The sequence below is a fragment of the Pseudoalteromonas sp. APC 3691 genome (assembly GCF_030408135.1).
Classification (GTDB): domain Bacteria; phylum Pseudomonadota; class Gammaproteobacteria; order Enterobacterales; family Alteromonadaceae; genus Pseudoalteromonas.
In genome coordinates, this window is record NZ_JASDCB010000012.1 from 51,405 (window position 1) to 64,104 (window position 12,700).

General features: G+C 40.7%; 12 protein-coding genes. 5 read left to right on the plus strand and 7 right to left on the minus strand.

All coding sequences use genetic code 11. From position 1 onward, the window contains the following. The first annotated feature begins 62 nt into the window (after nucleotides 1-62). Both QL998_RS06070 and QL998_RS06075 read left to right on the plus strand, forming a co-directional pair. Complete coding sequence (locus tag QL998_RS06070; RefSeq protein ID WP_024604340.1) at nucleotides 63-521, plus strand: thioredoxin family protein; 459 nt, start codon at nucleotides 63-65, stop codon at nucleotides 519-521. A gap of 392 nt (nucleotides 522-913) precedes the next feature. Continuing rightward, complete coding sequence (locus QL998_RS06075; RefSeq protein ID WP_170071587.1) at nucleotides 914-1,273, plus strand: aldehyde-activating protein; 360 nt, start codon at nucleotides 914-916, stop codon at nucleotides 1,271-1,273. 81 nt (nucleotides 1,274-1,354) lie between these two features. On the opposite strand, the gene QL998_RS06080 is transcribed toward QL998_RS06075, so the two are convergent. After that, nucleotides 1,355-2,233, minus strand: a complete 879-nt coding sequence (locus tag QL998_RS06080) for a LysR family transcriptional regulator (RefSeq protein ID WP_290192320.1) — start codon at nucleotides 2,231-2,233, stop codon at nucleotides 1,355-1,357. Nucleotides 2,234-2,354: 121 nt separating this feature from the next. Between QL998_RS06080 and QL998_RS06085 the strand changes: the two genes are divergently transcribed. After that, a complete protein-coding gene (locus QL998_RS06085; protein ID WP_182195147.1) occupies nucleotides 2,355-3,425 on the plus strand; it encodes a YeiH family protein in 1,071 nt (356 codons plus the stop codon). Between the two features lie 29 nt (nucleotides 3,426-3,454). Here the strand turns inward: QL998_RS06085 and QL998_RS06090 are convergent, their stop codons facing one another. Beyond that, nucleotides 3,455-4,774 (minus strand): DASH family cryptochrome, encoded by a 1,320-nt coding sequence (locus QL998_RS06090; RefSeq protein WP_182195145.1) that lies wholly within the window; start codon nucleotides 4,772-4,774, stop codon nucleotides 3,455-3,457. Nucleotides 4,775-4,908: 134 nt separating this feature from the next. Then, nucleotides 4,909-6,636: a DUF885 domain-containing protein gene (locus QL998_RS06095; RefSeq protein WP_024605507.1), complete on the minus strand. Its 1,728-nt coding sequence runs from the start codon at nucleotides 6,634-6,636 to the stop codon at nucleotides 4,909-4,911. A 216-nt stretch (nucleotides 6,637-6,852) separates the two neighbouring features. Between QL998_RS06095 and QL998_RS06100 the strand changes: the two genes are divergently transcribed. Together QL998_RS06100 and QL998_RS06105 are read left to right on the plus strand one after the other, a co-directional pair. Then, nucleotides 6,853-7,440 (plus strand): DUF4202 domain-containing protein, encoded by a 588-nt coding sequence (locus tag QL998_RS06100; protein ID WP_024605508.1) that lies wholly within the window; start codon nucleotides 6,853-6,855, stop codon nucleotides 7,438-7,440. A 33-nt stretch (nucleotides 7,441-7,473) separates the two neighbouring features. Next, a complete protein-coding gene (locus QL998_RS06105) occupies nucleotides 7,474-7,977 on the plus strand; it encodes a zf-TFIIB domain-containing protein (RefSeq protein WP_170071595.1) in 504 nt (167 codons plus the stop codon). 58 nt (nucleotides 7,978-8,035) lie between these two features. On the opposite strand, the gene der is transcribed toward QL998_RS06105, so the two are convergent. From der to hisS, 4 genes are all read right to left on the minus strand, one after another. Next, complete coding sequence (gene der, locus QL998_RS06110) at nucleotides 8,036-9,502, minus strand: ribosome biogenesis GTPase Der (RefSeq protein WP_290192321.1); 1,467 nt, start codon at nucleotides 9,500-9,502, stop codon at nucleotides 8,036-8,038. A gap of 74 nt (nucleotides 9,503-9,576) precedes the next feature. Next, entirely contained in the window at nucleotides 9,577-10,755 is a 1,179-nt protein-coding gene (bamB, locus tag QL998_RS06115) for an outer membrane protein assembly factor BamB (protein WP_007583433.1), read from the minus strand. 10 nt (nucleotides 10,756-10,765) lie between these two features. Further along, the gene (locus tag QL998_RS06120) at nucleotides 10,766-11,386 is read right to left on the minus strand and encodes a tetratricopeptide repeat protein (RefSeq protein ID WP_007583431.1); all 621 of its coding nucleotides are present in this window, start codon (nucleotides 11,384-11,386) and stop codon (nucleotides 10,766-10,768) included. Between the two features lie 19 nt (nucleotides 11,387-11,405). Beyond that, entirely contained in the window at nucleotides 11,406-12,686 is a 1,281-nt protein-coding gene (hisS, locus tag QL998_RS06125; protein ID WP_024604284.1) for a histidine--tRNA ligase, read from the minus strand. Between the last annotated feature and the right edge of the window lie 14 nt (nucleotides 12,687-12,700).

Here is a 12,700-nt window from a genome sequence, read left to right on the forward strand (position 1 = left end):
ACACTCAATATTGGGTATAGTCGTTTAATACCTAAATTAATACCTAAATTAAGAGCAACCTTATGTTTAAACAATTAATTTTACTGTGCGCTTTAAGCATGCCGCTTGTAAGCTGCGCTGCTGATGCACCGTTTTCGGGCGGAATTAGCACTGATGTACTGCTAAGCGACTACGACAAGTTTAACGAACAATACAAAGCGTTTACGCCAACAGCACAAGACATTGCCCTAATGCAAAAGCTAGAAGGCAAAGAGCTAATTGTATTATTTGGCACATGGTGCCACGACAGTGAGCGCGAAGTGCCAAAACTCATTAAGTTAATTGATGCATCAAAGGTAAAACTTGCAAGCATTGAATACGTGGCCGTAGGTTACAACAAGCAAGACGATGCAGGCATTGCAGAAGCTCACGATTTACAATACACGCCAACGTTTATAGTAAAAGACGATGGTAAAGAGTTAGTGCGTGTAATTGAAAAGCCAACGGGTACGTTAGCGCAAGATTTAACTCAGGACTTATAAATAGAGCTATTTATATTAGAGCTTGTCGGTTTAGCTAATCTGTTTATAAGTTAGATGGTGAGTTGCAATAAATAGTTTATTAATAAATTAATGTGTGGGTGGTGCACTTCCAATTAGAATCTAGGAGATTTTTTTCTGTTCAATTAGAGTGGCTGTCCTGTTTAAATAATTTGAGCCCGTATATAAGCTAGCATCTAAATTTATTTTAACTTTTTCTTTTTGACATTTACGGGGAGTCCTATAAGACCCTAGATAGAGGCTGAACAATATTAGGATGATCTCCAGTTAAACCTGCCTAGTGGCGGTCTAGTTTTGTTAGTTCAATAAGCGATTATGCAACATAAACTGCGTGGTGTGTAAATACTAAAGTGTTAACTGTCCAAGGAGGCTACATGATCGAAGCAACTTGCCATTGTGGAAATATAGCAATAACCACAAAAAAATTACCGAAATCAGTAACCAGTTGTAATTGTTCCATATGTTATCGTATTGCAGCTTTGTGGGTATATTACACAGCGAATCAAGTAGTAATAAAACAAGAATCAAATAATGCTATATATCTATGGGGTAATAAACTACGTTCGTATCACTCGTGCTCGTTTTGTGGTTGCACCACTCATTACACTCAAAAACGAGATAATGGTACAAATAGAGTTGCAATAAATGCCAGAATGGTAAACTCAGATATTATTAAAGCAGTAAATATCAGATATTTTGATGGTGCGAATACATTTAAATATATCGAGCAATAAAGCACTCAACAAGAGGCTAAGCTTACCAATAATCGCATATACGCGACTTACAAATCGCGTATACACTTATTAATATAAACATTATTCACTAAACAAGCTTTTTTCGAATGCTTGCGCAGCATGTGAAGACGGTCTGTCTTTATAATGCAGTTGGTATAGCGGCCGAGAGAGTTGCTCGTTATTTTTTTGGCTCAGGCGTGTTAATTTACCTAGCTGCACTAAATCCTCAGTAACTACGTTTGGCAATAAAGCGACCCCCATACCTTGAGCAACAGCCCTTGCTATTGCCTCGTTGCTGCCCAATTGCATACTGCGCTCTGCTATTACGCCATGTTGGGCTAATAACTTAACCGACATTTCTAAAGTGCCCGAGCCCGGCTCGCGCAGTAGCCAAAACTGTTTGTTTAACCATGCATTTAAGTTTTTAGCGGGCTTAAAGTTACTGGGTATAACGATACTCATTAAATCGTTTTGCCAGTGCTTACTTATAATATGCGGCTCGATAGGTGTGCCTTCAACCAGTGCTAAATCGATAGTACATTCTAGTAGGGCAAGCTCAATTTGCGCGGTATTAGCCACTTGTACTTCTACTTTTATATCAGGGTACTGCGCGCAAAATTTAGCTAAGTAGGGCGGTAGCCAATAGCTGGCAATGGTTGTACTAGTGCCTATAACGAGCGTGCCACGCTTAAGCCTTGTGCGTGATTTAATATCTTCTATGGCGGCTTTTTCAATGGCAAAAATGCTACGTGCATGATCATACAAGGCTTGGCCGCCCTCGCTTAAGGTAAGTTTTTTGCCTTTAGATGCACGCTCTATAAGTTGAATATTTAATTGATGCTCAAGCTCTTTTAGCGCTTTAGATACAGCCGGTTGGCTTATAAAAAGCGCCTCGGCTGCGCCTGAAAAACTACCAAGCTTTGCTACCGTATAAAACACCCGAAGTGCATGCAAGTTCATTGTGTCTCTCAAATCACATAACTTTAAGTTATCGAATCATGATTTTAATGTATTGGAGTTATATTTTGCGCTTTCTTAAAATGAAGTCAACAGTTTAACGTTGTTCAATTGAGAGAATATTATGCTTAACGCTATTAAAAATTTGGGTATTAATACTAAGCAATACGGCGATGCGCGCTGGTGGTTAGGTATGCTGCTGGTGGTTGTTTTGGCGGGGGTATCTGTTGCATTAAGTAAGTTACCTATAATGCAAAGTGCGCAATTTAGCTCTTTAACTATTGGTATAGTGCTTGGCATTATTGTGGGTAACAGTGTGTTTTCGCGTATTGCTACGCAAACCGATATAGGTGTTGATTACGCTAAAAGTATATTACTCAAAGCGGGCGTTATTTTATTTGGGTTTAGAATTACTTTTGCGCAAGTAGCGGGTGTAGGCTGGCATGGCCTATTAACCGATATAGTAATGCTGTTAGGCACATTTATTTTGGCAGTGCAGCTAGGTAAGCGCGTATTTAAGCTTGATGAGCAAACAGTAATATTAATTGGCGCAGGTAGCTCTATTTGTGGCGCAGCAGCTGTAATGGCAACCGAGCCAGTTATAAAAGCGCAGGCACATAAAGTATCGGTAGCGGTGGCAACGGTGGTGGTGTTTGGCACGTTAAGCATGTTTGCCTACCCAATCATGTTTGAGTTTATGGGACTGAGTGAACACGCTTACGGTATTTTTGTAGGCTCAACTATTCATGAAGTAGCGCAAGTGGTTGCAGCGGGCACTGCTGTAAGCGCCAATGCTGCAGATACCGCCGTTATAGAAAAAATGCTACGCGTAATGATGCTTGCGCCATTTTTAGTGGGTTTATCGTTTTGGCAAAGTAAAAAGCATGCAAAAACAAACAATAACGTGCATGGCGGCGAGCAAAAAACGGGTATTACCATCCCTTGGTTTGCAGTGTTATTTATTGTGGCAAGTGGTGTGCATTCACTCTCTATTATTCCTCAAGTGGTTACAAGCGCTATTGTATGGTTTGATAATATATTACTCACTATTGCTATGGTGGCTTTGGGTTTACGCACACATGTTGGGGCAATTCGCCAAGCGGGTATTAAACCGCTGTTACTGGCGCTGTGTTTATTTTTGTTTTTAACGTTAGGCGGCTTTGCCATTAATATAGGCATTGCTGAGCTGTTTTAAACGTTATTTGGTAAAAGTTGATTGGCGGCTTAAATTGGCCAATCAACTTCGTTTAAAGTATCCAGCTGTGTGCTGGTATTTTCATTGCCTTGCCATTTATTAGTGTAAACAGCGTGCGGATCAAACTGCGCGGTTTGTTTTTCAATATTAAAGTGCCTACCACCACGCGGGTCGACCCCTACACCCGCTATATATTGCCAATTACCCCAATTAGCGGCTACATCGTAATCAATCAATTGTTGTTCAAAATAAGCCGCGCCATAGCGCCAATCAAGGCCAAGTTCGTTAACTAAGCAGCTTGCGGCAATTTGCCTTGCTCTATTTGATATATAACCGGTCGTATTAAGCTCGTTCATAATGGCATTGACTAATGGGTAGGGTGTTGAGCCATTACACCACGCAGCAAAGCGGTTTGGTATAAACGTAGTAAGGGGTTTTGTTTGCTTTTGACCTTTAAAGCTAAATAGGCTGTTGCCTGCTTTAAGTGCATGCCATTTAAAATACTCTCGCCATAGCAATTCAAATTTAATCCAGTAGGTAGACTCGTTTGTTATTTGGTTATGTTCGTACTGTTCAACAGCTTTATAAACTTGCCTCGCACTTACACAACCAAAGGCAAGCCAGGTACTAAATTTTGTGGTGTTATTAAAGCCATCAAGCTCGTTTCGAGTTGTTTTATAGGTACTTGGTAGCAAGCCCGAAAAGTACTGCGCTAAATGAGCTTGCGCACTTTTAAATCCGCCGTGCATTATCGCGTTGTTGTCATCAGTATATTCACTAAGCTCAATTGGTTTGGCCGCACATAATGTTATAGGTTGAGGGAGTAAACCTTTAGGCAGAGTTGAGGTTGTTATAGGTATGTTTACCGCCTCTACTTTTTTTCTAAATGGGGTAAAGCTTTTAGGCAGCTCGATTAAATCAAAAGGGAGGTCGCTTTGTTGAAATAGAGTGTCTTGTTGAGTTGTTTTAAATATGACATGTGGGCAATGTGCTTTTAGTCGCGCAAGTTGGCGCTGCTCATAGGTTCCAACATGTTCACTGCACACTACTTCGTCAATATGTTGCTCAGCTATACGCTGCTTTAAAACACTAACAGGTTCACCCTCAAGTACGTGCAGTGTTTGTCCGCGTTCAATAAGCGCTTGTTGCAGCTCGTACAAGCTTTGCATTAAAAACTGTTGTTTATGCGCACCATATGACTTTTGTTGGTGGTTATTATTTTTAAACCAGTGCGGGTTTATTACAAATACAATATCGAGCGCACATTGCCCAGTAGCAAGTTCGCTTAAAATAGGGTTGTCGTCTATTCGTAAATCGTTTTGTAGCCAATATAAAATACGTTTGCTCATAGGTTTGCTCAGGTTTTTAAACTCTAAAGTGGTACGAAGCAAAAGCGGGTGAGGATTAATGGTTAGGTATTTTAATTAGCTCGGCAGTTTACTTAACTAATAGAGACGGCTAAGTAAGCCGTCTCTATTAAAATTTAAATAGCTGATTTTTGCTCTGTTATCCAATCGTTTATTACATCTTCTAGCACTTCCATAGGGAGTGACCCTTGGCCGATTACGGTGTCGTGAAAGCTGCGTATATCAAACTTAGCACCTAGCTCTTTTTCGGCTTTTGCACGTAGTTCGCGTATTTTTATTTCGCCCATTTTGTAAGAGAGCGCTTGGCCTGGCCATGAAATATAACGATCTATTTGATCCTCGACCGCGCTTTGTGGCAAAGCAGTGTGATCTGCCAAGTAGTCAATTGCCTTTTGGCGGCTCCAGCCAAATGCATGAATACCGGTATCAACAACGAGTCTCACGGCACGCCACATTTCGTAACCTAAACGACCAAAGTCGCTGTATGGGTCTTGATAAAAGCCGGCTTCTTTACCTAAACGTTCGGTGTAAAGTGCCCAACCTTCACCAAATGCTGAATGGCTAAGTGTGCGTCTAAATTCGGGTACATCTAACTCCATTGCAATAGCGTTTTGTAAATGGTGCCCTGGTATTGCCTCGTGCAGGCTTAGCGCTTCTAAATTATACAAAGGTTGCAATTTAGGTGTTGAGGCTAAAAAGTAAGTGCCAGGGGAGCGGTTATCAGCAGGTGGCATATAAAACGCGCCGCGACTCGCTGAGCCTTTTATAGTAAAGGTATTACGTGGTAAATGATTAAAATAGGTTGGTAACTTGCCATACATTTTTTGCGTAATAAAGGCTGTTTTTTCAAGCAGGTCTTGCGCGTCTGTTGCGTAAAATTGCTCGTCGGTTGCTAAAAATTCTAAAAAATCGCTGTAAGAGCCATCAAAGCCTACTTTATCAATGATGTTTTGCATTTGTGTTTTTATACGTGCCACTTCTTTTAAGCCAAGCTCGTGTATTTGCTTTGGTGTGGCATTGGTTGTGGTGTAGTAATTAACTGTATATTTGTAATACTCAAGCCCGCCTTTAACGCTTGAAATACCCGGCTGCGCTCTACAGTTAGGCATGTAATCGTTTTCAAAAAAGTCGTAAAAGTGTTGATAAGCCGGAACTACTTTTGAGCTAATTAAGGCTTTTGCTTTGTTTTGGTATGTTGCCTTTTGCTCTGCTGTAAATGTATTTGGTATGCGTGTAAAGGGCTCGTATAAGGCGCTGTTTTCAGGTTGCTTAACAATATGAGCGTTAATACTCTGGCTGTAATTTTCAAATGTTTTGCAGTAGTGCGTGTAACCCTTTTCAATACCTTCTTTCATCAAGTTAATGTTTTCTTGATTAAAGCGAGGGTAGTCGGCAAGGCTTACTAAAAATGCGTTGTAATCATCAGGCGTTAAAAACGCCATATTAGCCGGTGCTTCGGCAAAGTAAGTATGCCAGCCACTTAAAAAGTTAACTTGAAAATACTTATCTTGAAAAAGGTAGCTTTGCTGCTCTGTTTCTCGCTCATATTTAAATAAACGATAGTTCATTAGCTGCTCGCTATTGAGCGTTTTAGGGTCAATACTAGCTAAGTTTTTTAACACACTGTTGTTGTAAGCTTGGCGCTTCGCAATGGCTTGCTCGGTCCAATGTGGCAATGTACCACTGGGTTTCCAGCCGTCTGGATCGGTACGAAAGAATATTTTTTCGGCTTTTGCATTTTGCCAATGGTTATCAATAATCGTTTTTAAATCAGTGTTACTGTCGGCTAGGCTTGGTAGTGGTGCAACAGCTAAACAAATAGCTAAAATACTTTTTTTAAACATAGTCATCCGTTATTGGCGAGTTAGTCGCGCTTTTTTATTTTAATTTGTGCTCAATATAGTACCAAGTTAACTTAATCAATGCGCTTACTTTTATAACTTGTGCCTCTAGGCTTTACTTTTTGATTGAACAAATTTCACTTCATAACTGATTGGGGCACTAGTTTATTGTTTTATCAGCGTTTAGAATGATAAAAACTAATTATAATAAAGGTCGTCATGTTTAATAAAGTAATAACGCTGATTGATGAAGCGAATAACCAAGACCCAAATACTGAGCAGCACAATGGAGAAAGTTTTCCAAAAGAGTATTTATACTCACAGCGTATGAGCGAAATGCTAACTCGCTTTAAACCTGATGCCGATGAGCTTATGCAAATTGCAGTGCGTGCACAGCATATTCAGCGTTGGAAGTCGCCACGTAGCGATTTTGAAATGAACAAACAGGGTTATCATCAATGGCGCAGTGCTCTTTATATTTTTCATGCGTCACTAGTCGTTGAATTAATGAAACAAGCTGGGTTTAGCGATACAGACCAAAACCGTGTTTATAACGCTGTTGCTAAAAAAGATATTAAGCGCAATCTAGACAGCCAATTAGTAGAAGATGTAGCAAGTTTGGTGTTTATTGAGCATTACATGCTTGGGTTTGCCAATGCAAAACCAGATTATAATGAAGAAAAATGGATGGGTATCATTCGCCGTACATGGCAAAAAATGTCTGATGAAGCGCATGAGTTTGTACTTACAGGTAATATTACTCTACCGGCGCCGCTTGTTGGGCTTATTCACAAAGCACTTGAATAAATAATAAAAATATAAAATAAAAAGGAATTTTAAATGTATTGTCCTCGTAGCGATACGCCACTTGAACCTTTACTTGTTGGCGGGATCACTGTTTACACCTCAGCGCAAGGTGGCGTGTTTTTTGATAACAGCCAAATATTTAAATTTAGCTCTCCAGAGCTAAAGCATAGCCAAGTATTGCTAAAACATTTGAGTAATTATAGTGAGACTGAATACGATGTATCGCTACGAGTTAATTGCCCAAAGTGCAAAAACATTGTGATGATGCGCAGGTATTTTTCGCCAGTAAAGGCCGTCGAAATAGACGAATGCCCAGGTTGTGCAGGAATATGGCTTGATAGTGGCGAGCTGGCAAAAATACACGAAAACCATTTAACACCCCGAGAGCGTAAGCTGTTAGCCCACGAAATGGCAACCAATCATGGTTTTATAACTATTAAGCCGCCAAAATCAAAGTATTATCCTAAAGCGCCTACAAATTTTCAAGGCACCACAGTTGAACGGCTGGTGCAATTGGCATTACTTAATTTTGAGTAATAAAAAACGGCGTACTAATAAGTACGCCGTTTTTTGTAATAAACTAATTTTTTAAAATTTATTTATTACGGTTTTCTTTAGCAAATGCACGTATTTTACGCTTTTGCGACAGTGTTACTTTATTAACACGACCAGCAAATGGGTTTTCACCTTCTCTAAATTCAATTTTGATTGGGGTGCCCATAATTTTAAGCGCTTTACGGTAGTAGTTCATCAGGTAGCGTTTATAACTATCTGGTAAATCATGAACTTGGTTACCGTGAATTACAATACGTGGTGGGTTATAACCACCGGCATGCGCATATTTAAGCTTAACACGGCGACCACGAACAAGTGGCGGTTGGTGATCGGCTTGAGCCATGTCCATAATTCGGCGCAGCATTGCTGTACTTATACGTTTAGTTGCCGACTCGTAAGCTTCGTCAACAGATTCGAATAAATGACCAACACCTGTACCGTGTAATGCAGATATAAAGTGTAGGCGTGCAAAGTCTATAAAACCTAAACGGCGATCGAGTTCTGTTTTAATACGGTCTTTAACGTAGTCGTCTAGGCCATCCCATTTGTTCACGGCAATTACCAATGAACGACCTGAGTTAAGAGCAAAGCCTAATAAGCTTAAATCTTGATCTGAAATACCATCGCGAGCATCAACAATCAATAACACAACGTTACAATCTTCGATTGCTTGAAGCGTTTTAATTACTGAGAACTTTTCAACAACGTCGCTTACTTTTTTACGCTTACGAACACCTGCGGTGTCAATTAACACATACTCTTTTTCATTTCGAGTCATCGGAATGTAAATAGAATCGCGTGTTGTACCTGGCATATCATATACAATTACACGATCTTCACCCAATATGCGGTTTGTAAGTGTTGACTTACCAACGTTAGGGCGACCAATAATAGCAAGCTTTACAGGTTTGTCTGCAAATGCCTGGTGATCGGTATCGCTGTCTTCATCTTCTTCGTAAAGATTAATAAGCTCTTCGTCATCGCCTGTTACGTCTTCGTCTTGTGCAGCTAATTCAGCGATAAGCGGCTGAAGTGTTTGCTCAAGTAATAACGTAATACCACGGCCATGCGATGCAGCAATATGATGAATTTCACCTAATGATAATTGGTAAAATTCAGCACAGTTTGAATCTGCATCAATACCATCGGTTTTATTGGCAACAACAAAACACTTTTTATCTTGTTTACGCAAGTGATTAGCAATGGCTTGGTCAGCTACGGTCATACCTACACGAGCATCTACTAAAAACAGAACAATGTCAGCTTCTTCAATAGCTAGCAGAGATTGATCTGCCATTTCGATTTCGATGCCTTCTTCTGAGCCATCAATACCGCCCGTGTCTACCACGATAAATTCATAGCCATCGTAACTAGCTTGGCCATATTTTCTATCTCGTGTTAAACCTGGAAAATCGGCTACGAGTGCATCACGAGTACGTGTTAAACGGTTAAATAATGTGGATTTGCCCACATTGGGTCGCCCAACTAGAGCGATCACGGGAAGCATAAACTACCTCTTTAAAAAACAACAAAAGGCTTCGCAGTGCGAAGCCTTAAAAAAACCATATGACTATTAGTAACTTAGTTTGGTATTTTTACCATACTAACTTCACCATCACGGGTGTATAAAATTAGCTTATCGTCGGCAACAACTGGCTCAACAAAAAAGCCCGAGCTGTCAAAGTCTTCACGAGATACTAGCTCGCCAGTTTCTTTATTTAGCCAATGTAGGTTACCTTCTTGGTCGCCTAAAGCTAAGTGGCTACCTGCAACTGCAGGGCCTGTTAGGTACCAACCGCGTAGAGCGGGTTGGCTCCAACGTTCAATACCTGAATTTTTATCTAATGCGTAAATAACACCATCGCTATCTACTAAATAAATTGTTTGTGCATCCATCGCAATTTCGCGGTAGCTGCTGTACTCGCGTTTCCATACAACATTGCCAGAGCGAATATCTACAGCGGCTAAGTTGCCGTTGTAAGCTATAGCGTAAGCGTATGGACCGCTAATAAGTGGTTGAGTGTCTACGTCAACTAGGCGTTCAAATTCTGATGCGCCTTTAGCAACCGCAATTTCTGCGCTCCATGCTGAGTAACCACTGTCTGAAATTAATACGCTTAGCTTGCCTGTTTCAAGGCCTACTAATACACCACCGTTAGCAACGGTTGGCGAGCTTTGTCCGCGTAATGTTAGTGGTGGAACTTCTTGTTCAAAGCTCCAACGCTCTTCGCCTGTATCTGGGTGAAGGGCTAACAATTTACCAGAGCCTAAATTTACAAATATTAAGCCATCGCCTGCTGTTGGTTTAGACAGAGATTCGCCTGGTACGTTTTTACGCCAAACTTCTTCACCAGTTTCGCGATCAAGAGCAATAATAAAGCCGTGTTCAGAACCAATATAAATTTTACCATAGGCTTGCAAAATACCACCTGATAATTTTGCATTACCGTTGTCAGCCCAAGGCCAAAACGATAAATCTTGGCGTACATCGGTTTCCCATTTTGTATCGCCATTATCAAGCGAAAGCGCTTCTACTTGGCCTTCGCGGCTAGCAACATACACAGTATCTTTGTAAACTGCGGGTGTTAAACGAGAAAAATAATGCTCTACGCCATCACCTACAGATTCTTGCCAAACAACGTCAGTTTCAAATTGGTTTACAATTTCAGGAAGTACTAGTTCATCTTCATCATCACTTGATGAACAACCCATCAATGTTGCCATACATAGGGCAAGGGCTGCTGTTGTAAATTTTTTCATGCCTAAAACCTTATGCCGCTGGGCTAGTTACTGCTAGGTCATCTAACTTAATTTGTAATAGTGGGTTACTTGTTAATCCACCCGCATCTATTGCTGCTTGGTATGCAGTACGTGCTTGATCTTTATTACCTTGCTCAGTGTAAATATCGCCTTTAAGCTCGGCCACGTTTGCATTGAACGCTTCAGGTAATGGTGCATTTAATGTTGTTAATGCATCGTCATATTTAGTTTGCGCAATTTGAACACGTGCTAAACGTGTAATCGCAATTGCTTTTAATTCTGTATTTGGCGTATTAGACACAACCCAGCTTAGCTTTTCGCTTGCTACGTCTAGTTTTTTCGCTTCTACTGCGTCTTTTGCAGCAACGAATGCAGCAAGTGTTGCGTAGTTTGTGTCTTTATTTTCGCTAATAAACGCATCAGCTGAAGATAATACATCGTCGCTTTCAACAAGCGCTGTATATGAATCTGATGCTTTTTCAGCGGTAGTAATTTGGTTTTGGTTATATGCTTTCCAGCCATATAAGCCACCTAGGCCAACAAGTATACCTAGCGCAAGTGAAATGCCGTTTTCACGGAAAAAGCGTTTAATGGCTTCTGCTTGTTGTTCTTCTGTTGAATAAATATCCATTCTTACCTCTAATGTTCGCTTAGCCGTTAATAAGCTCAGCTAATAGCGCTTTAGCTTGTTCTAATTCTAATGTGACTTGTTCTTTACGCTCGCGTAAATACTTGATGGTCACAACGCCTTTTTCTAATTCATCTTCACCAATAATCACTGCAACAAGTGCATCGCTTTTATCAGCACGTTTTAATTGTTTTTTAAAGTTGCCGCCGCCCGCATGTACCATAACGCGTAAACCCGGTACGTCTTTACGTAGCTGCGCTGCAATTGCAGGAGCTTGAATGCTTGCTTTGTCGCCCATTGCTGCTAAATATACATCAGCATTACGACGAATGTCACCTACACACTCAAGTGCTTGTAGTAATAATACTAAGCGCTCTAGACCCATTGCAAAACCAACTGCTGGCGTTGCTTTGCCGCCAAGTTGTTCAACTAAGCCATCGTAACGTCCGCCAGCACATACAGTGCCTTGTGCACCTAAACTGTCGGTTACCCATTCAAATACAGTGCGGTTGTAGTAGTCTAAACCACGTACTAACTTTTCATTAACCGTATATGAGACGCCAGCAGCGTCTAAACGTTCACATAAATTTGCAAAATGTTCTTTTGATTCAGCATCTAAGTTTTCAGACAATTTAGGTGCATCAGTTAAAATTGCTTGTACGTCTGGGTTTTTGCTATCAAGTACGCGTAATGGGTTTGAATACATACGACGTTTTGAGTCTTCATCAAGCACATCAATGTGTTGCTCAAGGTAGGCTACTAACGCATCACGGTAATCTGCACGCGCTTCGTTAGACCCTAAAGAATTTAGCTCCAAACGAACGTGTTCAGTAATACCAAAAGCTTCCCATAGTTGCGCTGTTAATAAAATAACTTCTGCGTCTATATCTGCTGTAGCAATACCAAATGTTTCTAAACCAAATTGGTGAAACTGACGGTAACGACCTTTTTGCGGACGCTCGTGACGAAACATTGGACCCATGTACCAAAGGCGTTGTTCTTGATTATATAGTAAGCCATTTTGGTTGCCAGCACGTACGCATACTGCGGTGCCTTCTGGGCGAAGTGTTAATAAGTCACCATTGCGATCGGCAAAGGTGTACATTTCTTTTTCTACTATATCGGTAACTTCACCAATAGAGCGTTTAAATAAGTCGGTTGATTCTACAATAGGAAAACGAATTTCTTGATAACCGAACGATGCTACTGTCTCGCGTAAAATGTTTTCTACTTTCTGCCAAACTTGTGTATCGCCCGGCAGACAATCGTTCATACCGCGAACTGCCTGAATTTGTTTTGCCACTGATAAATCCTAAA

Coding starts and splice junctions, on each gene's coding strand:
- QL998_RS06080 (WP_290192320.1), bottom strand. CDS start 2,233: ATGAACTTGCATGCACTTCGGGTGTTTTATACGGTAGCAAAGCTTGGT.
- QL998_RS06105 (WP_170071595.1), top strand. CDS start 7,474: ATGTATTGTCCTCGTAGCGATACGCCACTTGAACCTTTACTTGTTGGC.
- QL998_RS06095 (WP_024605507.1), bottom strand. CDS start 6,636: ATGTTTAAAAAAAGTATTTTAGCTATTTGTTTAGCTGTTGCACCACTA.
- QL998_RS06085 (WP_182195147.1), top strand. CDS start 2,355: ATGCTTAACGCTATTAAAAATTTGGGTATTAATACTAAGCAATACGGC.
- QL998_RS06090 (WP_182195145.1), bottom strand. CDS start 4,774: ATGAGCAAACGTATTTTATATTGGCTACAAAACGATTTACGAATAGAC.
- QL998_RS06100 (WP_024605508.1), top strand. CDS start 6,853: ATGTTTAATAAAGTAATAACGCTGATTGATGAAGCGAATAACCAAGAC.
- QL998_RS06070 (WP_024604340.1), top strand. CDS start 63: ATGTTTAAACAATTAATTTTACTGTGCGCTTTAAGCATGCCGCTTGTA.
- QL998_RS06120 (WP_007583431.1), bottom strand. CDS start 11,386: ATGGATATTTATTCAACAGAAGAACAACAAGCAGAAGCCATTAAACGC.
- bamB (WP_007583433.1), bottom strand. CDS start 10,755: ATGAAAAAATTTACAACAGCAGCCCTTGCCCTATGTATGGCAACATTG.
- der (WP_290192321.1), bottom strand. CDS start 9,502: ATGCTTCCCGTGATCGCTCTAGTTGGGCGACCCAATGTGGGCAAATCC.
- QL998_RS06075 (WP_170071587.1), top strand. CDS start 914: ATGATCGAAGCAACTTGCCATTGTGGAAATATAGCAATAACCACAAAA.